Source organism: Lactobacillus sp. ESL0701 (assembly GCF_029433445.1).
Taxonomy (GTDB): Bacteria; Bacillota; Bacilli; order Lactobacillales; family Lactobacillaceae; genus Lactobacillus.
In genome coordinates this window covers 199,653-223,979 of the sequence record NZ_JAQTIC010000001.1, presented here as the reverse complement: position 1 = coordinate 223,979, position 24,327 = coordinate 199,653, and the positions used below count along the sequence as shown (strand labels likewise).

General features: G+C 38.0%; 21 protein-coding genes. 4 read left to right on the top strand and 17 right to left on the bottom strand.

Annotated features, from left to right (window positions below; all coding sequences use genetic code 11):
- Positions 1-157 precede the first annotated feature (157 nt).
- From PT281_RS01015 to PT281_RS00985, 7 genes are all read right to left on the bottom strand, one after another.
- Positions 158-883 (bottom strand): LrgB family protein, encoded by a 726-nt coding sequence (locus PT281_RS01015; RefSeq protein ID WP_277151217.1) that lies wholly within the window; start codon positions 881-883, stop codon positions 158-160.
- A complete protein-coding gene (locus PT281_RS01010; RefSeq protein ID WP_277151215.1) occupies positions 883-1,329 on the bottom strand; it encodes a CidA/LrgA family protein in 447 nt (148 codons plus the stop codon). Before PT281_RS01010 ends, PT281_RS01015 begins: the two co-directional genes overlap by 1 nt.
- Before the next feature lie 144 nt (positions 1,330-1,473).
- Entirely contained in the window at positions 1,474-2,217 is a 744-nt protein-coding gene (locus tag PT281_RS01005; protein ID WP_277151213.1) for a LytTR family transcriptional regulator DNA-binding domain-containing protein, read from the bottom strand.
- 16 nt (positions 2,218-2,233) lie between these two features.
- On the bottom strand, positions 2,234-3,997 hold the full coding sequence (locus PT281_RS01000; RefSeq protein ID WP_277151212.1) for a sensor histidine kinase: 1,764 nt from the start codon (positions 3,995-3,997) through the stop codon (positions 2,234-2,236).
- Between the two features lie 137 nt (positions 3,998-4,134).
- Positions 4,135-5,538, bottom strand: coding sequence for an MDR family MFS transporter (locus PT281_RS00995; protein WP_277151210.1), 1,404 nt, complete (start codon positions 5,536-5,538; stop codon positions 4,135-4,137).
- A 49-nt stretch (positions 5,539-5,587) separates the two neighbouring features.
- On the bottom strand, positions 5,588-6,040 hold the full coding sequence (locus PT281_RS00990; protein WP_277151208.1) for a MarR family transcriptional regulator: 453 nt from the start codon (positions 6,038-6,040) through the stop codon (positions 5,588-5,590).
- Positions 6,041-6,111: 71 nt separating this feature from the next.
- Complete coding sequence (locus PT281_RS00985; protein ID WP_277151206.1) at positions 6,112-7,881, bottom strand: FAD-dependent oxidoreductase; 1,770 nt, start codon at positions 7,879-7,881, stop codon at positions 6,112-6,114.
- Between the two features lie 207 nt (positions 7,882-8,088).
- Between PT281_RS00985 and mmuM the strand changes: the two genes are divergently transcribed.
- Together mmuM and PT281_RS00975 are read left to right on the top strand one after the other, a co-directional pair.
- Entirely contained in the window at positions 8,089-9,009 is a 921-nt protein-coding gene (mmuM, locus tag PT281_RS00980; protein WP_277151204.1) for a homocysteine S-methyltransferase, read from the top strand.
- A 78-nt stretch (positions 9,010-9,087) separates the two neighbouring features.
- Positions 9,088-9,300, top strand: coding sequence for a hypothetical protein (locus PT281_RS00975; protein ID WP_277130355.1), 213 nt, complete (start codon positions 9,088-9,090; stop codon positions 9,298-9,300).
- 53 nt (positions 9,301-9,353) lie between these two features.
- Here PT281_RS00975 and PT281_RS00970 read toward each other — a convergent pair whose 3' ends face one another.
- From PT281_RS00970 to PT281_RS00925, 10 genes are all read right to left on the bottom strand, one after another.
- Complete coding sequence (locus PT281_RS00970) at positions 9,354-10,799, bottom strand: FAD-dependent oxidoreductase (protein ID WP_277151202.1); 1,446 nt, start codon at positions 10,797-10,799, stop codon at positions 9,354-9,356.
- 69 nt (positions 10,800-10,868) lie between these two features.
- Positions 10,869-12,731: an FAD-dependent oxidoreductase gene (locus PT281_RS00965; protein WP_277151200.1), complete on the bottom strand. Its 1,863-nt coding sequence runs from the start codon at positions 12,729-12,731 to the stop codon at positions 10,869-10,871.
- Positions 12,732-12,755: 24 nt separating this feature from the next.
- Entirely contained in the window at positions 12,756-13,970 is a 1,215-nt protein-coding gene (locus PT281_RS00960) for an MFS transporter (protein ID WP_277151198.1), read from the bottom strand.
- Positions 13,971-13,998: 28 nt separating this feature from the next.
- Entirely contained in the window at positions 13,999-15,483 is a 1,485-nt protein-coding gene (locus tag PT281_RS00955; RefSeq protein WP_277151196.1) for an FAD-dependent oxidoreductase, read from the bottom strand.
- 213 nt (positions 15,484-15,696) lie between these two features.
- Positions 15,697-16,602: a LysR family transcriptional regulator gene (locus PT281_RS00950; RefSeq protein WP_277151194.1), complete on the bottom strand. Its 906-nt coding sequence runs from the start codon at positions 16,600-16,602 to the stop codon at positions 15,697-15,699.
- A gap of 111 nt (positions 16,603-16,713) precedes the next feature.
- Complete coding sequence (locus PT281_RS00945) at positions 16,714-17,907, bottom strand: MFS transporter (RefSeq protein WP_277151192.1); 1,194 nt, start codon at positions 17,905-17,907, stop codon at positions 16,714-16,716.
- Between the two features lie 23 nt (positions 17,908-17,930).
- Positions 17,931-19,124 carry an MFS transporter gene (locus PT281_RS00940; protein ID WP_277151190.1) on the bottom strand — a complete coding sequence of 398 codons (1,194 nt, stop codon included), beginning with the start codon at positions 19,122-19,124 and terminating at the stop codon, positions 17,931-17,933.
- Between the two features lie 181 nt (positions 19,125-19,305).
- Positions 19,306-20,190: a LysR family transcriptional regulator gene (locus PT281_RS00935; protein ID WP_277151188.1), complete on the bottom strand. Its 885-nt coding sequence runs from the start codon at positions 20,188-20,190 to the stop codon at positions 19,306-19,308.
- 13 nt (positions 20,191-20,203) lie between these two features.
- Positions 20,204-21,625: an aryl-sulfate sulfotransferase gene (locus PT281_RS00930; protein WP_277151187.1), complete on the bottom strand. Its 1,422-nt coding sequence runs from the start codon at positions 21,623-21,625 to the stop codon at positions 20,204-20,206.
- Positions 21,626-21,649: 24 nt separating this feature from the next.
- On the bottom strand, positions 21,650-21,952 hold the full coding sequence (locus tag PT281_RS00925; protein ID WP_277151185.1) for a thioredoxin family protein: 303 nt from the start codon (positions 21,950-21,952) through the stop codon (positions 21,650-21,652).
- 187 nt (positions 21,953-22,139) lie between these two features.
- Here PT281_RS00925 and PT281_RS00920 point away from each other — a divergent pair, with 187 nt between their 5' ends.
- Positions 22,140-23,060: an FAD-dependent oxidoreductase gene (locus tag PT281_RS00920; protein ID WP_277151183.1), complete on the top strand. Its 921-nt coding sequence runs from the start codon at positions 22,140-22,142 to the stop codon at positions 23,058-23,060.
- Between the two features lie 25 nt (positions 23,061-23,085).
- A complete protein-coding gene (locus PT281_RS00915; protein ID WP_277151182.1) occupies positions 23,086-24,276 on the top strand; it encodes an MFS transporter in 1,191 nt (396 codons plus the stop codon).
- Positions 24,277-24,327 lie beyond the last annotated feature (51 nt).

Sequence of the window (24,327 nt, the reverse complement as noted above, 5' to 3'; positions counted from 1 at the left end):
TTTAGATAAAATAAACGCTCATTTAGATGAGCGTTTTTAATTTTTGATAGAAAAAATGGACAAGACTTTCGTCTTGTCCATTTCTGTGTAAGTAAACATTAGCTACTAAATATTAATAAAACTAATAAATTTTTACAACCTATTTGCCTGTCCCAATCTATAAACCCATCATGTGAGCAAAAACCGGAACAAGCAAATTATCAACTAAGCCAGTAGCGACAACTGCAACTGCTGCCATAGCACCTTGTACAGAGCCAAGTTCCAACCCGAAAGCTGAACCAATTGTGTGACCAGCAGCACCTAAGCCTAGTCCTGTTCCCATTGGATCACTATCCAGTTTGAACCATCTAACCATTTGCTTGCCCAAAGCATAGATGACAACCGCATTCAGGATGCAGGCCATTGCTGTAATTGAAGCATTACCACCAATTGCTGTCGTTAATGGCATAGCAATCGCTGTTGTTGCTGACTGACTAAGCATTGATCTGATACCTACTTTATCAAGTCCAACTGCCTTAGAAACTAAAGTAATCAAAACCAATGAAATAAAGGTACCAATAATCAAGCTCAGTAAGATGATAACCCAATTCTTTTTAACAACATCGTTACGTTTATATAGCGGCACTGCAAAAGCAATTGTGGCTGGTGTGATAAACCAAAAGATGATATCACCACCAGGCTTGTAAGCTTGAGTATAAACTTGAGCTGTTGAAACATTAAAGAACTTACCCAAAACCATCAAGATTACAATTCCCAAAACCATTGCAACAAATAATGGTTGGAAAATGAATAGACCGTGAGATTTTTTAAATAACCACTTACCAATTAAAAAGACGAGTAGTGATAAAAATACACCGAACAAAGGATTACTGATATAAGCCATTATTTTCCATCTCCTGTCTTAACATCTTCAGAAGTTGAACCTAATTTAACTGAAGTCAACTTCTTTTTCACCCAGAGTAATGCTCTTGTAGTATAAGCAGTTACAACTAGCAAAATAATTGTTGCTAACAAAATTACTATAACTAGCTGAACGCCTTGGGCCTTCATAATATCTAGATTCCCTGCAATGGAAATTCCAGAAGGAACAAACATAAAGCTAATTAATGAAATGAGGGCACTACCAAATGAATCAACCCATTCAAGCTTAACAACATGAGTTGTTAATAGTACATATAGCAAAACTAAACCGATAACTGGTGTTGGCACCGGGAAATTCTTCGGCATTACTTCTGAAATTAATTGTGATGCAAACAAGATTGCTGCATAAACCAACATTTGGAACAACAGTGGTGCTGATTTATGTTCAGATTCTTTATTCTTATCCATCTTACTCATCCTTTCACGTTTTCCTTATCTTCACAGATAAAGATACTAGAGAAAAGTTATTTTGTGAGCAAAATTAAGCTGAACTGCAAAAATCAGACCGTGAACTGCAAATCGGCGAAAGTGAAAGTTATTTCATAAATTAGCTTACATACCTAGCCTTTGGCTTAATTCCTTTCTGTATGAACGGCCAACCTGAACTTTTTCACCGTTACTCATTACTAACAACAACGTGTTATTAAACCATGGCTGCACTTCTTTGACTTCCTCGACATTAATAATTGCATTACGGTGAACCTGCATAAACTTGACTTTATTTAGTCGCTCCTTTAACCAAGCTAGCGTTTCGCGAGTTTCATAATTATTCTGAGCTGTTGAAATCGTTAAAACACCACTATTAATTGTCGCCACAATTAAATCATTCTTTTTGATTACAACATTACGATCATCAAGTTCAATACTAAGCAATTCATTAACCACATGATGCTGCTCTTTACTAATTTGCGTCTGCTCACGCGAGCCCATAACATTGCACACTTTAGTTAGCGCCTGATCAATTCGTTCCTGCTCAAATGGCTTTAGAACATAATCCAAAGCACCAACATCAAACGCCTTTACAGCATACTCATCATACGCTGTTGAAAAAATAATAATTGGTGAATAGTCTGCCGGTTTTAATTCATTAGCTAACTCAAAGCCGTTTTCTTCATTAAGTGAAATATCTAAGAACATTAAGTCAATTTTATTTTTAAGTAGTTCCATCTGCGCCTGCTTAATATCCTCTGCCTGATAAATAGACAGTGTCATGCCACTAAGACTAGGACTTTTGGTAATCAAATATTCTAACTCCGTTCTTGCTAGCGGCTCATCATCAACCAATAAGATTTTCATAATTCACACCTCTTTGTTAATTATTGTCAACTAGATTAACTACTGATTTGCTTTTTAATGGAATAACTGTCTTAAAAATCGTACCACTGTCACTAGTCTCAACTTGTAGTTGACTGCTGGTACCATATAATCCCTTAAGTCGCATATTTAAATTATATAATGCTGTCCCAGTCCCACTGCCTTTTTTTGATTCACTAACTGGCTTTTTGCCTAAGTATTTCAGAACATCCGGATCAATACCGTTGCCGTTATCAATTGCAGCCACTTCCATGCGCTTATCATCTATTTTTTTAAGTCGAATAATGATTTGATTGCCTTGCTTTCGCCCCTTAAAAGCGTGACGCACCGCATTTTCGACAAAAATTTGTAGACAAAATGACGGCAAAAGTGTATCGTCAGGAACACCTATTTGGTAATCAATTGTAAATTTATTAGGAAAACGCAGTTTTTCAATACTCATGTAAGAATCAACATGTCGGCGTTCTTGATCTAGCGTTACTTCCTTTTCCTGACCATTGCGCAGACTCGATCTAAAAAAGACACTTAATTGCATTAACGCCTGATGTGCTTTTTCCACGTTTACCCGCATCAAGGCGCCAATCGTGTTAATCGCGTTAAAGAAAAAGTGTGGGTTAATTTGAACTTGCAATGCCTTAATCTCTGCTTCATTGAGTAAACTGGTCTGCTGTTCTGCAATCCCAATTGCCAATTGTCCCGAAAAAATCATGGCTAACCCACGAACCAAATTTTCTTCAACAACCGTCATTTTACTGCCTTCGCAAAAGTACAGCTTAAGGGCACCAATTGTCTGATTATTAACACGCAAAGGGAATACAATCGCCGAAGTTAATGGACAAGATGGTTCTGGACAGCCAATCTCTTTTTTCGAGTAGGCTAACTTTTCCTTTCCCGTTAAGATAGCAGTCTTGGATAAGTCAGTTATTACTGGTTCGCCTGCAATGTGGTGATCTTCACCAGCACCAACATGGGCTAAAACATTAACCCGGTCAGTTAACCCCACCGCATCAAAGTTAGTATATTGCTTAATAATTTGGCAAACGTGCTTGGCTGAATCAAAGTCAAGCCCCTTACGAAAATAAGGTAACGTTTTGTTAGTTAATTCCAAAACATCTTTAGTTTGAACTGCCCTTAACTGACGCTCGTTTGATAAGTAAGTCTTCAAAATCTCAATAAATAGACTTGCGCCAATGGTATTTAGCAGAACCATCGGAACAAAAATCAAGGTTACTAAACCAATACCATGAAAAGTAAAGATAAAGGCCATTTGAATTAATTCCGCAAAAAAAGCTAAGACAGCTACCCATGGTGTTGATGGATAGAGATTATTGCCTTTAACGCGATCGCCGCATATCCCGACAAGATAACCAATGAGAACCGAACTAACAATATAAAAATAATCCGAAAAGCCGCCGAAGACAACGCGGTGCAATCCTCCTATTAAGCCAACCATCATCCCAACATATGGTCCACCAGTTAAGCTAGCTGCTGTAATCACCAAAACACGCGTATTTGCTATTGAATCTGATTGTGGCAAACCCGTTATAATCAACGGTGTAACTACTTCTTTTGAACTAGTAATCTCAACACCTGTCAAATTAGCCATCACAACAAAGATTGCAAAAATAATGGTTAGCCAAATTTGTGATTTTAATGTTCTTTTTTCAATCAGATTCCTAAAAAAGCGCATGTTAACCAGCAAAAATGCCAGCAACATAATAATGCCTAGCCGCTCCATCAGCAAAATAAATAAGTTAAACATTGTAAATTACTCCCCAATTTTCTATTCTATTATGTCATTATTACACAAAACAAAATCAAAATGCTGTAAAGTAATTTAATCTTCTACCAAAAAAAGCTTTATTAAGTGAGAACTTAATAAAGCTTTTCAATCAGAAACTATTTATTTTCTTCTTTAGCTGTTGGCAAACCAAATGAGCCGATTAAACCAATTACCGCAAAGACTAGCATTAAGATGAAGCCCCAATGATAACCTGTTGCTAAAGCAGCAGCTTTATTCACTCCTGCATTAGCAGAACCGATGGTCACAACTAACATCGCTAGGGCTGTTCCTAGCGACCCACCAATCTGCCGAATTGTTGATGATCCTGCATTAGCGTGAGCTGTCATGCTTGATTGTACCTGATTAATTCCCGCAGTAAAGGTTGTCATCATCGTAAAGGAAATCCCAACCATCCGCAAAGCGTAACAGATACCGATTATTACTAAACTAGTTTGCGCACTGAAAGTCAGCATTGGTACAGTTCCAAGAACTAACATTGTAAAACCAAACAGTGATAACTTTTTAATTCCTAATTTGTCATATAAAGTCCCAGAAATTGGATTACAGATAATCATTAGTAATGCTCCAGGCATCATTACAAGACCAGAAGTCAAGGCTGTTTCGCCACGTGTAGTCTGCAAATATAACGGCAGGACTAATTCAATTCCAACCATGGCCAAGTTACTGATTGTACTTAATAGTGTACACAGGTTAAACTGCCAATTTTTAAAAACACGAATATCAAGTAATGGTTCTTCTAAATGTAATTGTCTCCGGCAGAAAAGATAAATAACTACTAAGCCAATAATAAAAATTAATGCTAAGGTAAATGTGATTTTGCCAGTATTACCTATTTCAGACAAGGCATACAAAATTAATCCGAAGCCAACTATTGATTCTAAGAATGAAATCACATCTGTCGTACTCATGTGCGGTGTCGTAATATTTTGCACTGTAAAAGTTGCTAAAAGAGCTACCAAACCACTGGTAACACTCAAAATAATAAAGAGCATCTGCCAGCCAGAATATTTTAAAATTAAACCAGAAATTGTCGGACCTACTGCTGGGCCAAAGCCAATGACTAATCCTGTAATTCCCATTGCCATACCACGCTTTTCAGGTGGAAACATCATCAAAATTACGTTCTGAATGAATGGCATTAATCCACCAGCCGCAATCGCCTCAATAATTCGTCCGGTTAACAAAACATAAAAATTAGGTGCAAAAACGCAAATTATCGAACCGATAAAGAAAATACCCATCATTGTTAGATAATTTTGCTTCATGTTAAATGACTCAAAAATCCAAGCTGACATTGGAATCATCAGCCCAACTACTAATAAGTATGCTGTTGTTAGCCATTGGGCCGTGGATTGACTAACGCCAAATGCAGCCATAATTGTTGGCAACGCATTATTTAGGAAGGTTTCTGCTAATAAAGCCACAAAGGCACCAAACAGCAGCACCGCCATCATTAAATTTCGCTTTTTTCCAGAAATTTGTTTTATTTCTTGTGTCATCTTTTCTCCTTTTGTGTAGTAAGCTACACTTTAAAAACAAAAATAACTATTAGAAGTTAGAAATAATCTGATTTAAAAAGGTTTCTAGTTGCCCAACATCTTGATTACTAAAGCCGGCAATAATTTGGCTATTAACTTTATCCATAATTACATGGATTTCCGCAATATTTTCATCAATCAGCTTAAAACCCGCATCTGACAAAGTCAGTACAATTTGTCTTTGGTCGCTTTCTAGATGCGCTGTTTGGATAAAATTATTATCTGCTAATCGCTTTACAATCCCGCGAATTGTTGGGTGACTAAGCACAAAAGTATCGGCAATCTCTTTTTGCGTAATAGTCCTGCCCTTAGAATCATATAGATAAACCAAAAGTGAGATTTGAGCGCCAGTTAAGGAATAATCTTGAAATAAACTTGCAAAATGATTATTTAGTTCCTTCTCAATCAAGGTATTAGCGATTTTAATCTTTGGCCCTAAGCGATTTAAAAGTTGATCAGACATTTCTAGCTTCCTTTCTGGTGTGTAGTATACTACATTTTTTAGAAAATTATCAAGTTCACTTAGTTCCTATATCAGTTGCTTTTAGCCATTGCCTCAACTGCCATCCTACCAGAATTAATTGCAAAGCCCATTGAATTACCAGGTAAAGTAAAGTTATAGCTATCACCATAAATAGTATTAGCATCTTGACCAGAACAATACAATCCAGGAATTACTTGTCCATTTGCGCCAAACACACGCATATTTTCATCAGTACGAATGCCGCCCAAAGTTGCATAAGCACTTAAATAGAATTTACCAGCAATGAAACCACCCTGTCCTGTAAGTTGTCTGAGGTACTTAGCTGGCTTGAAGAATTGTAAATCCTGATGTTCAGAGCACATTTCATTATAATTTCCAATTGTAATAGCCAATTTATGCTTTGAAATTCCTAGTTTTTGTGCTAACTCTGAAATTGTAGCAGCTGCAATTATGCCTTCATAATGTTCTTTTTCTGCACGAACAATTTCATCATCAATGCCACCAAACGGATTGCCCGGTGACACAATATTCACAATGTCAACACCTGTTTTTTTATATTGCTCTAACATTTGACGATCCATAATACAATAAGCATAGTGCCCTGGCTGCAGCATTAACGCGTTACCTGTATAGGTAGTATTACCCATTTGCGCTTCATTCATAAAACGATCACCATTTTGATTGATTAGTAAATTTGGCTGCCGTAATCCCGCATCACTATGAAAGTAACGAATATTATGCGGCAACGAAAAAATAGTCTCAATCGTTTCTGAAGCATGGTCTTTTCGTGCACCTATTTGCCACATCATTTGTAAGCCATCACCTGTAATTCCTGGAACTTCAAAGTCAAAGAAGTCCTCATTGAGATGTAATCCTAATTCATCACGAAGCATTTCTTTATTTGAAGCAAAACCACCGGTTGCAACTAATACATACTTGGCTTTAACTTCATATACTTGATTACCTGACTTTGCAACTATCCCTGTAACCTGGTTATCAGTTTTAATCAAATGCTTAACTGGTGTTATCAAATAAAACTTAGCCCCTAGCTCTTGCGCTCTTTGGTACAGATGCTTATTCATCCACGATGCTGCAGCCGGTCCAGGCTGGCTGCCATCTTCCGGCTGAACAATATGCCATGTAGCATTGGCACCTTTAAAGTATGGAAATGCTCCCGCAAATTTAACGCCCATTTTTTGTAGCCATTCTATTGTTTCAGCTGACTTAGCAAAGTACTTCTTGACCAAAGCTGCACTTACACGATAGTGGGTATAATTCATATGTTCATTAAAGGCTTCTTCAACAGATAAATCATTAAAGTTATCTTTTTGAATTTGCGTATCAATTCCTAAGGGACCCATCCCCATACTGCCTGTTCCACCGATGTTACTGTTTTTTTCAAATACAATAGACTTAAGTCCCCGTTCACCAGCAGTTACAGCTGCCGCCAACCCAGAAGGACCTGCACCGACAATTACAACATCAGTTTCTAGATGATATGTTTTACCATCTTTTTCTTTATTTTTAGGTTTAGCAGTTATATCTATTGTACCTGCTTGTTCCAAGGCCTTTTTAACAGCATTTTTTATTCCTGCAGAAGTCATTGATGCACCACTTACTGCATCAACAGCATAAGTTTGCTGCGCGACAATTTTATTTGGCAATTCCTTTAACGGTTTATCCGCAATTCCCTTAGTTTCCGATTCCGAGACTATTTTGACTGCAGCAATTTTATTATTTTGGATACCAACTTCAACAACTATTGGACCACCATGACCCATGTCCTGAGCTCGATAAATTCCATCATGCAATTGATTCATAATATTTCCCTCCTTTGAATCATCTTTGTTAAACAAATCACTTTGATTAACAACGGAATTATAACACCGCTTACATAAAAGGACAATAGTGTAGTATGCTACATTTTAAAAAAGAATAATTTTACTTTCTCTTCACAGCTAAATTAGATTATAATTAAAATAAGACTTATTTATTATTAAATAGTTGACTTAATTTGAGGTACGCAAATGGATTTATTAACAACTATTCACAACAAGGGATTAATTTTAGATGGGGCAATGGCTGATGAGCTAGAAAAGCAAGGAGTATTAACAAACAATAATTTATGGACAGCGATTGCTCTAACAAACAACTCGCAGACAATTTATCAAGCACATTGGGATTACCTCCAAGCAGGTGCCCAATTAATTATTACTGACACTTATCAGGCAAACGTGCCAGCTTTCGTTAAAGCTGGTTACACTGAACAAGAAGCCAAAGACTTCATTGCGGATGCAGTTAAAATTGCCCAAAAAGCTCGTGACGATTATGAATTAACGACTGGTAAGCACAATTTTGTCGCTGGTTCCATCGGTTCTTATGGTGCTTATTTGGCAGACGGTAGTGAATACCGTGGGGATTACAATCTTACAGCTAACGAGTATCTCGACTTTCATTTACCCCGCCTAAAAACAATAATCGCGCAGCAGCCAGATTGTCTGGCCATTGAAACGCAACCCAAATTAACGGAAGTAATTACAATTTTAGCTTGGCTTAGCGATAATGCCCCACAAATACCTGTTTATGTCAGCTTTACACTGCATGACACAACCAGAACTAGTGATGGCACCAGCTTAAAGAAAGTTATCTCAGCAATTAACAAATTCCAACAAGTTTTCGCGGTTGGTATCAACTGTGTCAAGCCCGTCTTAGTTACAACAACGATCAAGACAATTCACCAATTAACTGATAAAGAAATTATCGTCTATCCCAATCAGGGCTATTCTTATGACTCTTTTTCCAAAACTTGGTTAAAAATCCCGCACACCATTGATTTTTATCAAAGTACCAAAAAATGGTACGAAGCAGGCGCACATCTAATTGGTGGCTGCTGTACTACCGGTCCAGAACAAACATGTGAAATTGCTCGTGCTTTTCAAGAAATTTAATTAGCTTAATTATTTCAGCTAGTTTGATAATGTTCTATAATTATACTAGTAATATATAAATGTATAAGGAGGCTTATAATGGGCTTTATTCTCATGGTTAGCAGCTTAATTATTGGTGGTGGTTTAATCGCTATCGCGGTCTTAGCTGCTACCAACCAAACTTTAAAATATTTAACTTTATCAATTGGCAGTTTAGCTTTATTAGGTGGTTTAGTTTTATTATTGGCACCAACATTCTCTCATCAAGTTTATGATTGGCTATATACATTAATTATTAACCATCAATTTTAATTATAAAAATAGAGTAGCAATTAGCTACTCTATTTTGTTCCCCAATATTTTATTTAATTCTTGTCAGCAATTGCCTTAATTGCATTTCTACCTGAGAAAATACAATAGCCGGCATGAGTACCCGGAACGTTAACGCCATAAGTATCACCGTATAAAACCGCTGAACCATCACTACCAATTGCATAAAGACCTGGAATCGGTCTACCCTTGGTATCCAAAACTTCATTATTAATGTTCACCCGCAATCCGTCACCAGTTGTGTAAGCACCGACACCTAATTCAATTGCGTAAAATGGGCCATCACCAGCAACAGGCAGCATATACTTAGCTGGCTTATGGAAGTCAGTATCTTCACCCTTTGCGGCCATTTCATTGTAGTGCTTAACGTAAGCTGGTAAGTTTGGTGTGTCAATTTCTGCAGCTAAGTCTTCAATCGTAGCTGCCTTATGTAAGAATTTACGACCGTCTTTTTCGGCTTGTTCAATGTCATCGCGCAAAGTCGGGTATCTATCTTCTGGTACCATTGGCTTCATTGAACGAGGATAAGCCTTATCAGTAAAGTCATCTAAGATTGATTGACTAAAGATACAAAAGACGCGATCTTGCCGATTCATTGCATTGCCTTCATTTGCCCAGTTAACAACACAGGCGGCCTCGTTAACAAAGCGTTCGCCTAGTTCATTAACCCACATTTGTGGTTGATCACAAACTGAGCTCCACATTGCGGTGCCCCATAATTTAAAGGCGGGAACAGTATTATCCTTTAATTGGCCGCCAAACATCATTGACATCCCAGTAAAGTATTTCTTCGCTCCCAACTTCCATGCTAAACGCAGTCCGTCCCCAGTACTCTTACCTGAATTAACTGGGATCACGTTGTCTGGATTTTGGTGCGGCGTCTTACCGAACAATTCTGAATCGTTTAAATAACCACCTGATGCCAAAACGACATTTTTAGCATTAATCACTTCGGTAGTTCCATCTTCTACCATTGTTAAAGTTACATCATAACTCTGGTCATCTTTAGGCTCTAAATCAGTTACCTTAGTTAAGGTCTTAATAATCAAGCCTTTCTTAGTAGCGTATGGTTCTAAGCCCTTATGGATCGCATCATGACCCTTGCCTTCAAATAAATGCCATGTTCTAACACTGGTTCCCATATTGACAACCATCCAGAACTTAACGCCGCGTTCTTGCAGCCAAGAAACGTTCTTACCGGCATTATCAATGTAGCGTTGCCACATTCTGCCGTCACCTTTATAGTGAGAATAGTTCAGTTCTTCTTCAAGCAGTTTCTTCTTGTCAATTACGGCGTTGTCTTTCTTCTGTAATTCAGAATCGGCAGCAAACACACCTTCAACATAGTTACCAGTGCCACCAGTTGTATGACCTTTTTCAACTAATAAAGTTTTTAAGTTATTATCAACGGCTTCTGCAGCTGCAGCAAAGCCAGCAAGACCGGCACCAACAATGACAACGTCATATTTTTCTTCTGTCATGATTTTCTCCTCTCTAAAAAAACATGTATAAATCAAAATTTCTTCAATTCATACATGTTTTTAAATTAATTATTTGCTAGCTTTTGCAGTTTCAGCGGCATCAATTCCGGCCAACCGACCTGAAACATACGCAAAGCCTAATGTTCCACCTTCAAAGTCAACATAAGCCTTACCATACATCCCTGATGCATCAGCACCAGTAACATAAAGATTAGGAACAGGTTCACCTTCTGGTGTCAAAGCGTGCATCTTTTCATCAATCGTTGCACCGCCAAGTGTTCCCAAGTTACGGGCAATAAACTTAACTGCATAGAATGGGCCATTTTCAACTGGAATCATTCTATTAGTATCAGAGAAAAATAGGTCATCTTCACCGGTCTTCTTGGCATTGTTGTATTGCGCAACAGACTTTTGTAAGTTGTCAGAATCAACACCCATCTTATTTGCCAATTCTTCAATTGTATCGCCAATAAAGACAACATTAGTTGATTCAAGCTGATTTAACAGAGCTGTGAAGTCAGTTTTTTCATGCTCACGCTTAATGTTTTCTTCGGTATCAGTTGGGTAATTAAATTCCATGTAGAATTCACGATGGTTTTTCCATTTCCCATAATGATCTTCAATTGCAACTGTACCACCTTCCTTGATCTTATCCAACATTGCTTGATCAAGAACAACATATTCAGTTTGTTTTGGCTGTTCAGATAATTCAGCACCATGAACAGCGAAGTCTAAGGCATGAGTCTCACTAGCATAACGCTGACCACGATTATTTACACGCAAGTTCGGAAAATCAGCTAACGCATTAAGAGGCATCCAACCCGGACCAACAATTTTAGCCATTGCACCAATATCTTCATTACTGAATGTTTGCCAGAAGTAGTGCGTTGAACCATTAATATGGTGAGCAGTACCAGCATCCCAAGCCATGTTCAAACCGTCACCGGTATTTTGCAAAACTTGACCTTGTGTGCTGACATCACCTAAGTATTCCTTACGCATTTCTGGATTACCACCAAAACCACCGGTAGCAATAATTACCTTTTTGGCATGTACTTCTAAAGTACTATCATCACCTTGGGCAACAACACCAGTAACTGCACCATTATCTGTCAGTAGCTTCTTAGCAGCAAAGCCAAAATACATCTTGCCACCAATTGATTTGAACTTTTCAATCAGCTTGGTAATTGCCTTAGTACCACCTTCTTGGTAGCCATGCAGAGTTGCAGGCATGCCAATGTGGTCATAACTACCACCAGTACCAGCATCAACTAACTTCATAATGGCGCCGTTTTCGTTCAACCAGTCAACTGTCTTACCAGCTTCATCAATAATTCTACGAACTAAAATTGAGTTCATATAGCCTTGTGAAGCATCCATATACTCGTCATACAGCCACTTTTTAGAAACAACCTGGTCAGAATCTTTTTGCTGTTGACTGTCAGCGGCAAACATCCCGCCAGCAAACGTACCTGCACCAAGTGGTGAAATTGTCTTTTCAAGAAGGGCAACACTTGCCCCTTTTTGCTGAGCAGCAAGTGCAGCAGCAACACCAGCAGAGCCAGCACCCACAACAGCAACATCGACATCAATTACTTCTTTATCAGAACTAGCATTTTGCTTGCCATTTTCTTTTAAAGCAGCAAAGTCAACATCAGCCTTAGTTAGAGCATCTTTAACACCAGCAATAATTCCCCGGGAAGTTTCAGAAGCTCCCGAAACGACATCAACATCAACTGATTGATTTTTCACAATCTTGTCAGCCATTTTCTTAAAAGCATTATCTGCCAAACTATCTGGGGCAAAATTGTTCAGTGCCTTAACACTATTAATCTTGTCTTCATTAACATCAACTTCAACGTTAATGATGCTTTCCTTACCTTGACCAGAACCGGTATATTTTCCCGGCTTTGTCGTAATTTTTTGCGTCATAGTATATCCTCTTAATTAATAACGTTAACGATGACGACCTGCATTTGGATTTGGTAAAATTGCCATAAAAATAGCAGTCAAAGCAAAAACAAGTCCTTGAATAATAAAGGTCATTAAGTAACTCTTACCAGCAATCATCGAAATAATAATTGGTACACAATATGATAAAAGTAATGAAACAGTACCAACTAACCCACCGGCTGAACCAGCATACTTAGGTCCAATTTCTGGGAAAGTAATTGGCATTGCCTGCATAATTGGACCAGTCATGGCACCAAGCAAACCACCAATAACTAAGTTAATTGTCAGAACTATTCCTAAAGGAACATACCAGCTAATCGCCATTGAAATACCACCCAAAACGGTAATACCAATCATTAATGGTTTAGCATTCTTAGGCTTATTAATAATTGCTGGACCAAAGGCACTACCAAACATACTACCAACAGTCGCAATAGCAGCGATGGTACCAGCTTGTTGTGGACTCATTCCTCTTGCGGCAAATGCTTGTGGTAAAATTCCGGAGAAAGCTTCACTGGCACCCATACCACAACCTACACAAAGAGCAACAATCCAGGTCTTCTTACTTTTGGCTGCCTCTTTAAAGAAGCTCCATGAAGATGCAGCTTGATCAGCTTGCATTTCTTGCTTAGGAATTTCTTCACCCTTTGGAGTATCTTTAACAAATAATACCCAGCAAACACCTAAAACAAGCAAAACAATTGATGAGAAGATGTAAGCTGCTTGAACACTAGAAAACATTGGTCCTGTAATTTGAGACAACATAATTCCTACACTAGCTGAGGCAAAGAAAATTCCCATTGCCATGTTAGTATCTTGCTTAAACCAAATACCAAAGATCTTCAGAGTATTAGCGTTTAACAGTGCCATATATACCCCAAACATCATCAGCATAATCATCATTGTGATGAAGTTATTAGCCCACAGCCGACCAAACGCACCAATAACTGATACGACTAATCCAACTGTGACGATCTTCTTAGCACCAAATTTATCTGCCAAAGATCCTGCAGGAATACTGAGGAAAACGGCAATTAGCATTGGTGCCATTAATAAACTTTGAAATTGCGGCATTGTGATATGCAATGCTGGCATAATTTGCGTAGCTAATGATGAAATTTGGAATTGCACGTAATTACTAATCACATCTAGCAATGCGGCAATTACCAAAATCACCCACCGATAGTTTGAAAGCTTCGGTAATTGTTTTTGTTCCATAATAATTAAAACTCCCTTAATTCATGACTTAATTTTCCGCAGCATATTGACCTGCTAATCGACCAAATGTTTGCGCGTGACTGCAAGTAAGACCAGGAACTCTATCTGGATAACTGCCCCAGAAGAAGCCACCACTAGCATTTCCTGCTGCATAAAGATGTGGAATTGGCTTACCCATCTTATCGATAACTTCCATCTTGGTATTAATTCTTAAGCCATCAAGCGTTGCCAATAGCCGGCCACCCATAATCACACCGTAGTATGGACCATGTTCAACTGGGAACAATCTAAACTTCTCTTTACCAAAGTCGGTATCTTCTCCTTGGTCACACATCTTGTTATATTCATTAACAGTAGCAACCAGCTGTTCTTTTGGCAGATTCAACATCTCGGCTAATTCTTCAATTGTATCGGCCTTCTTAACCATACCATCATCAATTCGCCGTTGAACTTCAGCCTTATTTTCTTCAGTATTGTAAATACCTGGGAAGCCTAAACGTGAACAACCTTGTGTTCTAAATTGCGCCATATGATCCATTGCATCTTCAGACCAAATTTGTGCTTCCAAGTATCCTGGCTGCTTAGCCATTGCGTTAATGTCAAATTGGTATGGCACACTTTCGTTACCAAAACGTTCACCATTTAGGTTAACTTTCAGCATTGGGTAGGCGCCCATCCAGAAGTAACCTGGATCCTTAAAGTCAATAACATAATGATCTTCAGCGTTAGTACCAACTGGGACAGCACCACGGTCAAAAATAATTTCAGCTGGTTCTTCGTCACGAGCAGCACCAACCTTTAGCCCAGCCAAAATACCTGAACCATCATCACGTGGACCATCAGAATAAACATTCTTCTTATAGCCTAGTGGATCCCACTTCTTCATCAATTCAACATTGGCACCATAACCGCCTGTACAAATAATGACACCCTTAGTAGCAGCGTATTCAGTCTTTTCGCCTGAATCACGATCACTAGTAATAATGCCCGTTACCTTACCGCTGTCATCAGTAACTAATTCTTCTAACTTGGTATTGTACTTAAGCGTTACGCCTAATTCCTTTACCTTATCAATCATCCAGTCACCGTAATGTGCCCAATCATCGTCAGGTGTAGCAATTGCTAATTCAGTATTGAAAGCTGTATTAACAATTGTTTCGTAGTAAGCATCTGATTGTGGCTTTAATACACCACCGTTTGGCTTTAAGATATTGTCTTCAAGCCAGTTTGCTGTTTCATCAGTATGGTTAGCCCAAGTCCACAATAGGCGTTCGTCAACATTATCTTGATAGAATAAAGTTAAGAAATTCATTAACTTAGCTTTATCAACCTTAATTCCTGCTCTTCTTTGAGCATTACTATCTAATGCGGCAAAGAATGACCGGAATAAAAATCTTGAACTACCCATCTTATCAACTAATAAAACTTTGGCGCCTTTTTCAGCAGCAGCCATGGCTGCCATTGCACCAGCATTGCTGGCACCAGCAACAATTACGTCATAGGTATCTTTCATTTTTTATCCCTCACTTTTATAAAAACGAAATCCTCTAATCGCTTTCATAATACTATGAATTAAGTGAAGTTCTGCACCAATTTCGGAATTGAGGATTACTAAATGGAATAGATAACATTTTAATGCTTAAGTGGCATTTTAAAAGCCTTAATATCAGCAGGACTTTACTGGTGATATTAAGGCTAATTAAATAACACGAAGACATTAATTTTTTTATTTTTTATTTGGTAAAAATTCCGCAATCGCCTCTCGCAGAATTGCGAGTACTTGTTTAAGAACCGCTTCATTAGCAAAAGATTCCATATAGGCAATTCCATAAGGGGAAATTTCATGATAATCAAATGGAATGTATGTCACACCATTGGCTTGGTAGTCGGCAATGAAATTAGGTAAAACACCATACCCCCAGCCAGCACGAACATATACACCCATACTCAAAAAATCTTGGACAAATTTAATCCGTTTCATGCCAATATTATTAACCAACGAATTTTGAAATTTAACTTGGACATTAAGGGAACTATTCGGATCAAGCAAAAAAATATCCTTGTACTGCAAGTCCTCTAACGTTAATTGCTTTTTCTGTGCCAGTGGTGAATCTGACGGACAGGCAACAACAAAATGTCCGCGAATTAACGGTTCAAATTGCACGTCTTCGACAATTTCAACATCATCACGGGCAATTGCACAAAGATCTACGTGGTGATTTAGTAATTCACCAATCGAATTATTCAACACAAAGACGAATTGCACATTGATATTACTGTTAACTGCCCGTAATTTTCTTAAAAAAATCGGTAAAACCTGCTGCTCAAGCGGCGTATCACACACGCCAATTCGAAGTAGTGTACCGGCATCATTTTTTTGGCTTTGTAAATACGCGACTGTATAATCCATATCATCAACCACATTACGGGCAACATGATAAAAATATTTACCAGCATTAGTTAAGGAAATTCGATGATGGGCACGGTTAATCAGAGTTACACCAATTGTATTTTCCAAATCCTTAATGTTTTTGGAAACTGCCGATTGGGAAAAATTAAGACGCTCTGCAGCAATGGTAAAACTAGAATTATCAACAGCTTTAATAAAACAGCGTAATTGAGTAAAGTTCATTTTAATTATCTCCATTTCAATATATAGCTACTTTTATTATATAATGTGATGCAATTCACATCAATCTAATTAAAAAAGCCAATGAACTAAAGTTCATTGGCTTTAAATTGTTTAATCGCGCACATGATTTGCATCTGGCAAAATCATAATTAAGATCATTGTCGATGCAGTTAACACAGCTTGAATAGCAAAAGTTACTAAGTAATTTTGCCCTGCAATTGCAGAAATTACAACAGTAAGAACATACGATAATAATAGTTGCACAGTTCCGACTAACCCGCCGGCACTGCCAGCATATTTAGGACCAATTTCTGGAAATTCGGCAACCATCCCTTGCATTAATGGACCGTTTGCTGCACCAAATAATCCACCAATTACCAAGTTAGCCATCATCAAACCACCAGCCGGTGTAAACCAAGTAGCAAAAATTGAAATACCAGCAACAATTCTAGTTAAGATCATATATGGCTTGGCTCGATTTAAATGATGCGTTACAGCAGGAGCTACTAGTGAACCAATCAAGCTACCAATTGTCGCAACAGAGGCAATTGCACCAGCTGAAGCAATTGCGATTCCTTTACCATTAATTAACGCCTGCGGCAAAATCCCGGTAAAAGACATCGTTGCAGCAGAACCAATTCCACCAGAGATACCGACAAGCCAAGTTTTCTTACTTTTGATAACTACTCGTAAATACTTAGTAACTGGTTCAGACTTAGGAATCGGCTCCCCCTTAGGCGTATCTTTAACAAAAATAATCCATAAAACTGTCAAAATTAACAAAACAGTTGATGAAAAAATATAGGCCGCATTGACACTAGCAAATAGTGAGCTTGTTAATTGTGAAAGTGTAATTCCCACACTAGCTGAGGCAAAGAAGATTCCCATTGCAACATTAGTATCTTGTTTAAACCAAGTACTAAAAATCTTAATTGTATTTGCATTTAATAGTGCCATGTAGATACCAAACATCATGAGCATCAACATCATTGTAATAAAGTTATGAGCAAACAAACGACCATAAGCACCGATTACCGAAATAATGCAGCCAATTGTAACGATCTTTTTTGCCCCAAATTTATCCGCCAGCATCCCACTAGGAATACTTAAAAATACAGCTACCAGCATCGGTGCCATTAATAAACTAGAAAATTGTGCTGGCGAAATATGTAAAACCGGCATAATTTGTGTTGCTAAAGCAGAAATCTGAAATTGCGTATAGTTGCTAATCATATCCATTAGTGCAATTATACTTAGAATCACCCACCGATAGTTTGATAAAACTGGCTGTTTTCTTTCATTCATAAATATCTCCTTTCTTCAATTAACTATTTGACGTGATTAGCATCTGGCAATAGCAGAATAAAGATAACTGCACTGACATGTAACAATGCTTGCAAGCCAATTGTCATTACTGGATTATGACCAGCAATCGCAGAAATTGAAACTGGAACAACATAAGACAATAACATTGAAACCGTACCACCAATACCGCCGGCACTACCGGCATATTTTTGACCAATTTCTGGTAATTGAATCGTCATTCCCTTTAACACTGGACCAGTCATTGAACCAAACAAACCGCCAATAGCCAAGTTAGCCATCATAATGAAGCTGCCAGGTAATTGAGTATTCATGAAAATCATAATTCCTGACAAAATAACTGCAAACAGCATGAATGGTTTTGCTCTATGCAACTTACGAATAATTGCTGGTCCAATTACTGAACCAAACAATGCTCCAATTGAAGCACATGAGGTCATAACTCCCGCTAATCTTGGGTTAACCCCCTTAGCATTAACTAAAATTTGTGGGAGTGTTCCAATAAAGGACATTGAAGCGGCACTAACAATTCCGCCACAAATACATAACAGCCAGACCCGCTTACTTCTTGCGGCAACTCCAAAGTACTTAGTAACTGATTCATGCTTTGGCATTACTTCACCTTTTGGCGTATCTTTAACCAAAAGAAGCCATAAGCAGGCAATCACAACAATTAAAATTGACGAAAACATGTAAGCAGATTGTACTGTTGGAAAGTATGCACCTGTAATCTGTGACAATGTTGTTCCAACCGTACCACAGGCAAACCAAATTCCCATTGCGATTCCCGTATCTTGTTTAAACCAAGTACCTAAAATTTTGGTTGAATTAGCATTGCCTAAGGACATGTAGACACCAAACATTAACAGGGCAATCATCATCGTGCCATAACTATGAGCATAGAGCCGACCAAAGGCACCGATAATTGACACAACAAACCCAGTCGCAACAACTTTTTTAGGTCCAAATTTATCGCCTAAAGTACCACCGGGGATACTCAAAAATACGGCCACCAGCATTGGTGCCATTAGTAAACTAGAAAATTGTGCTGGGGTAATTTGCAATTGCGGAATAATTCTAATTGCCAAAGCAGAAATTTGAAATTGGACGTAACTGCTGGTCATTGTCATCAGCGAAAGAACAATTAAAATGACCCACCGATAATTTGATAAAGCCGGCAGACTTTTTCCTTCATCCATAAGTTTCCTTCCTTTCAAAAATAGTCATCAACTAACAAATACTTTTATTTTAAATTCTTAATTGTTATTTTCCCTTATTGCTATTGGTAATGAACATTACCACTAACGACAATTACCATTCACATAAATAAAGACCTAATTCAATACAATTCAGAATTAGGTCCTTACATGTTATTGAATTTTAGTAATTATCAAGTATCGCTTTTTCAATGATTGAACAAATTTTTTCGTCCAAATTCGTAACATTATTTTTAGCTGGATAAATTATTTCAAGTGGGACAGTTGCTTCTTCTTTTAACGGCACCGTACAGATTTGACCAGAACTAAAATAATTATTGCCAATTGAAGCTGTTTCCGGCATTACTGTATACCCACGATTGTGAGCCACAGCATTAAAAATAATGTCACAACTTGATAATACATATTGACGCTTATGTCCTGCCCAGTTTTTATAATCATTGAGAACAAAGCAGGTCAATCCTTCAACATCCTTTTCACCAATAGCTGATTTTTTAGCCAGTCGACTATCCTTAGCCGCATAAACTCGCAGCGGAACATCAACTAACTTTTTGTGTTGCAAATGCATTTCGGCAATAATTGTATTAAACAAGGCTTCGTCATCTCTGCGCTTACTGCACAAGGCAATATCGACCTTGCCATCACGTAAATGCTGCAGTAATTCCCGCGGTCGCAATTCTTCTGGTGAAATTTCCAACTTAGGAAATTGCTGATAAATTTCGTTAATAATTTGTAAAAAAGTTGTTCCAGAAACCATTGGCACAACAGCCAAATTGATTGCCTTAATGTCTTCATTATTAATCGCAAACCGCTGCAATTCTTCTACATCACGCTCTATTCTTTGCACGATATGGTAAACTTCCTTACCCTTAGGAGTTAATTTCACGCCCTTACGCGTACGTTCAAAAATCTGAGATCCCATTTCATTTTCAAATGATTTAATCGATTCACTTAATGCTGGCTGTGAAATAAATAATTCATAACTTGCTTTAGAAATTGAATGACATTCAGCGACTTTTAGAAAGTATTGTAATTGGACGAGTTTCATTTTTAGCTCCTAATCAAAGTTTATCAACGCAAAATGCAGCACCCTCACCATAACCAGCAGCACCATCAACTGAAACTGTCACATCTTCTTTGAAGTTAGGATCAGCAGCACCCGGAACTTGGAAATTCGCAATCTTTGGCGGTGTAATTGCCTTAGGTTCTTCCTTAGTCAATTGCGGTACCCATTCATAAGGAACCCGATAAGCGCGATATACTAAGTAATCCCCAACATAAGGATAAACATATTCCCAAACAACTTCTTTATCAGGTGTAACTTCCAAGAAACGTCCTTCAGTTCCTTCATCAATTAGAGTATTACCATTTGGTAAACGTTGTGCATCACTAACTAATGGGGAATAGAAATGATGTCCATGGAATGGTGTCTTACTGTCAAAGTCAGTAGTACCAAATGTCCAAATGACCTCTAATGTAGTTGGATTAAATTCGATTACTCTTGAAGTATCAACTCTTGTTGTCTTCATTCCTGTCTTTGAAGTCTGGTCAGGCAAACCATAACCGGCCCAGCCACCATTATTAAAGACCATAATATTGCCAGCACCAGGCAGCCCTTTAGGAATCATGTGTGAATGATGCATCCCAACTAACGGACCAAGTAACCGCAGTGCCAAGCTGGTTGTATAATCTGGACCAATTTGCCAAACTATTTTACCGCTTTCATGGTCAACAATCCACATAATATTTGCTTCCCGAGAATCCATAATAATGTTATTCGGATTAAACCGTTTATCACCCTCATCAAACCAATGATTAGGTCCTAAATAGCTAGCACAATTGACGTGGAAAATATCACCTTCACCATGTTCACCACTTTGCTGTGTATTTGGATCACGGAATATCGCGTTCTTTTCAATATTAGTTAAATGAAATTCACGGAAGTGATCCATAATATGCCATGACCATAATTTATTGCCTTCACGGTCAACTTCGAGCAAAACATCTTCAAGCAACAACTGTGGAGAAACCTTACGCTTCTTAACATTATTATGAGTTAGCAGCAAAACTTTATTAAAGTTTTCCTTAGTATCTTGCCCTGGAACATAGTAACCAACAGGGTTGCCTTCAATTTGATAATCATGATGCTGACGAGCAACCCAAGCTTTACCAGAATCTTCATCTTCAACTTCTTGGTTATGGTCAAAGCTCCAAACTTTCTTCCCATCCCAGTCAACTTCTGTCAGATCAGCATAATCTTGATAAGCCGCATAACGATCACGACATCTTAATGAACCGAAAATTTTTCCACCAGGAACCATTTTATTGGGAAATCCTTGAAAATCTTTCCATTCGTGAACAACCTTACCAGACATATCAATTAATACTGCACCTACACCAGCTGCATTAAACAATGTATAGCCGCTCCACGCTTTATCTGGATTGTATCTAACAGTCCCTGTTGGATAAATACTTCTTCCCATTTTGTTCTCCTTTTACTTAATCAATTATGAAAGCATATCTGCATAATCATCTTCAGAATGATTACCGCTAAGCCGCTTAACTGGCTCCCCATCGTCAAACAAAATAACGTGTGGCACACCCTTTAAACGCAACTTTGCTTGTAATTCTGGACTTTCTTCTACATCAACGTTATAAAATGGAATCTCTGAAAATTCGGCTTCTAAGTCTTCTACCTTTGGATGAACCTTTTGGCACACTGGGCAAGTCTTCCGCGAAAATAGAATCAAGCATTTTTGACCGTCATCTTCGACAACTTCATCAAAAAATTGAGAATTAATAGTTTTCATGATGAATACTCCTTTTTAACATTATTATTTTTTTCACAATTAAAGTTTAATACAAAAGCGCTTACTTATAGATATACGTAAAATTTATGTCATATAAGAAAGCGCTATACTGTTATGCTTTTGAAAAGTTATATTATAAATCGTAGATAATGTGAATAAATTAATTAATAATTGAGGAGAACAATTTATGGAAGATTGCGATGTACTTATTTTAGGTGCTGGTCCAGCGGGATTATCTGCTGGCTTATTCAGTGCACGTTACGGCTTAAAAACAATTATTCTTGAAAAAGATGAGGTTGGCGGTCGTGCTAATCAAATTACAAAAATTACTACTTATCCCGGTATTTTGGAAGCCTCTGGTGCAGATTTAATTGCTAAAATGCGTGCTCATGCCGAAAAGTTTGGTGCTGTGATTAAGATGCAATCACCAAAATCAATTAAAATTCAAGACGGCTATAAAATAGTCCACACCCGCAAAGTTGATTACAAGACCAAGACTTTAATTGTTGCAACAGGTATGACGCCGCGAGTATTAGGTATTCCCGGCGAAGAAGAATTTACTGGGATGGGCGTGTCCTACTGCGCAACTTGTGATGCCGACTTTTATCAAGATCAAAAAGTTGCCGTTGTCGGCGATAATAACGAAGCCATCAGCGAAGGGCTACTAATTTGTAAATTTGCCAGTGAAGTTGACTTAATCGTTAATAAGCCCAAAGGTCAACTCACTTGCAGTAAAGCTAATCAAAAACGTGCTGACAAAGAGCCTAAGATGCACTTCATTTGGAATACCGAAGTTGAAGATGTCCATGGCGACATGAATGTCGAGGGGCTAAAGATTAAAAACCTAGCAACCGGTAAAGAAACCGATTTACCTTGCGATGGTGTCTTTTTCTTTCTTGGAATGATGCCTGCAACTGCGATTATCAAAGACATTGTTGAATTAGACGATCAAGGTTATATGCACGCCGAAGAAGACATGAGTGTTGGCGATCAAGGAATTTTCGCAGCAGGTGACACACGCAAACGATATCTCAGTCAAGTTTTAACTTCTGCTAGTGATGGCGCAATTGCCGCAGCCGCAGCCCAAAAATACATCGCTACCCACTAGAAGCCCCTAACTTTGGAGAAAAATCATGAAAAACATTTCGCACAACAGCATTATGTTTAAGATTTCCATTTTATCAATTTCACTAGCAGTTATGCTGGCGCCAACTATCTCACCAGCTTTACCACTAATGCATTTTCCGGGTGTCTCAAAAGAACAGATTGACACCTTATCAACTATTCCTAACTTAGCTAAAATTTTAGGGATTTTATTTTGTCCTTTCCTCATTCGCTGGATTGGTCAAAAAAAGACTATCTTAATTGGGCTGGCTGGAATCGTTATTTTAGGAATTATTCCTTTCTTCAGTAATTCTTACCAAGTTATCTTAACAGCTAGAATTATCGTGGGTTTAGCCTTCGGAATTTTTATGCCACTATGTACTAGCTTAATCGTGCAACTTTATCGTAATGATAAAAATACAATGGCACATATGATGGGTTACCAAAATACAGTCCAGACTTTAGGTAGTGCTCTTGGGTCATTCACAGTCGGCAGTCTCGTTGCTTGGGGCTGGCACCAAGCCTTCTTGGTTTACCTAATACCCATCTTGCCAATTGTACTGTTTAGCCTTTTTGTCAGCATTGATGATCCGCAAAAAATACACCAGAAGCAAAAACGCAAGACCAAGTTTAAATTTACTGGTGAAATGGCATTGATTTGCTTCTTTATGTTGGCAACATTAATTTTCTATATGCCAATAAACTTTACCATGCCGCGGTTAATCATCCAGAAACAACTTGGTTCTGCTAGTACGGCAGCGCTAGTTGCAGGAATTGTTCAAATCGCAACAATGGCCACTGCTTCACTATTTGGCTATATGATGAAACATGTCGGCAAAATAATTTTCCCAATTGGTTTCTTACTAGTGATGACGGGTTATTTCGCCATTTCACAGGCAAATAACATTGCTATTCTAATCTGTGCCTTGTTAATTATGGGCATCGGCAACAGCTTTTGTCTGCCATTCATTTACAATTGGATGGCACTTCTAACTAACAGTAATACAGCAACAATAGGGCAATCTATTTTAATGATTGCCTTGAATATCGGGACAGTACTGTCGCCAAAGATTGTCAACAGCATTAACCAAATGATGGGCAGCAACGATCCGTGTAATGTCATGATTATCTGTGCCTGTGGTGATCTATGTTTAGCAATAATTGCTACAATTAATTATGTGCACAATCGAAGTAAGAAGCATTCACACTTACAAGCCTGATGTTTTTTGAAAGAAACAAAAAAAGAACCACCTCTATTATGAGGTGGTTCT

Coding starts and splice junctions, on each gene's coding strand:
- PT281_RS00920 (WP_277151183.1), top strand. CDS start 22,140: ATGGAAGATTGCGATGTACTTATTTTAGGTGCTGGTCCAGCGGGATTA.
- PT281_RS00985 (WP_277151206.1), bottom strand. CDS start 7,881: ATGAATCAATTGCATGATGGAATTTATCGAGCTCAGGACATGGGTCAT.
- PT281_RS00965 (WP_277151200.1), bottom strand. CDS start 12,731: ATGACGCAAAAAATTACGACAAAGCCGGGAAAATATACCGGTTCTGGT.
- PT281_RS00955 (WP_277151196.1), bottom strand. CDS start 15,483: ATGAAAGATACCTATGACGTAATTGTTGCTGGTGCCAGCAATGCTGGT.
- PT281_RS00970 (WP_277151202.1), bottom strand. CDS start 10,799: ATGACAGAAGAAAAATATGACGTTGTCATTGTTGGTGCCGGTCTTGCT.
- PT281_RS01015 (WP_277151217.1), bottom strand. CDS start 883: ATGGCTTATATCAGTAATCCTTTGTTCGGTGTATTTTTATCACTACTC.
- PT281_RS00935 (WP_277151188.1), bottom strand. CDS start 20,190: ATGAAACTCGTCCAATTACAATACTTTCTAAAAGTCGCTGAATGTCAT.
- PT281_RS01010 (WP_277151215.1), bottom strand. CDS start 1,329: ATGGATAAGAATAAAGAATCTGAACATAAATCAGCACCACTGTTGTTC.
- PT281_RS00960 (WP_277151198.1), bottom strand. CDS start 13,970: ATGGAACAAAAACAATTACCGAAGCTTTCAAACTATCGGTGGGTGATT.
- PT281_RS00915 (WP_277151182.1), top strand. CDS start 23,086: ATGAAAAACATTTCGCACAACAGCATTATGTTTAAGATTTCCATTTTA.
- PT281_RS01000 (WP_277151212.1), bottom strand. CDS start 3,997: ATGTTTAACTTATTTATTTTGCTGATGGAGCGGCTAGGCATTATTATG.
- PT281_RS00940 (WP_277151190.1), bottom strand. CDS start 19,124: ATGGATGAAGGAAAAAGTCTGCCGGCTTTATCAAATTATCGGTGGGTC.
- PT281_RS01005 (WP_277151213.1), bottom strand. CDS start 2,217: ATGAAAATCTTATTGGTTGATGATGAGCCGCTAGCAAGAACGGAGTTA.
- mmuM (WP_277151204.1), top strand. CDS start 8,089: ATGGATTTATTAACAACTATTCACAACAAGGGATTAATTTTAGATGGG.
- PT281_RS00925 (WP_277151185.1), bottom strand. CDS start 21,952: ATGAAAACTATTAATTCTCAATTTTTTGATGAAGTTGTCGAAGATGAC.
- PT281_RS00950 (WP_277151194.1), bottom strand. CDS start 16,602: ATGAACTTTACTCAATTACGCTGTTTTATTAAAGCTGTTGATAATTCT.
- PT281_RS00995 (WP_277151210.1), bottom strand. CDS start 5,538: ATGACACAAGAAATAAAACAAATTTCTGGAAAAAAGCGAAATTTAATG.
- PT281_RS00930 (WP_277151187.1), bottom strand. CDS start 21,625: ATGGGAAGAAGTATTTATCCAACAGGGACTGTTAGATACAATCCAGAT.
- PT281_RS00975 (WP_277130355.1), top strand. CDS start 9,088: ATGGGCTTTATTCTCATGGTTAGCAGCTTAATTATTGGTGGTGGTTTA.
- PT281_RS00990 (WP_277151208.1), bottom strand. CDS start 6,040: ATGTCTGATCAACTTTTAAATCGCTTAGGGCCAAAGATTAAAATCGCT.
- PT281_RS00945 (WP_277151192.1), bottom strand. CDS start 17,907: ATGAATGAAAGAAAACAGCCAGTTTTATCAAACTATCGGTGGGTGATT.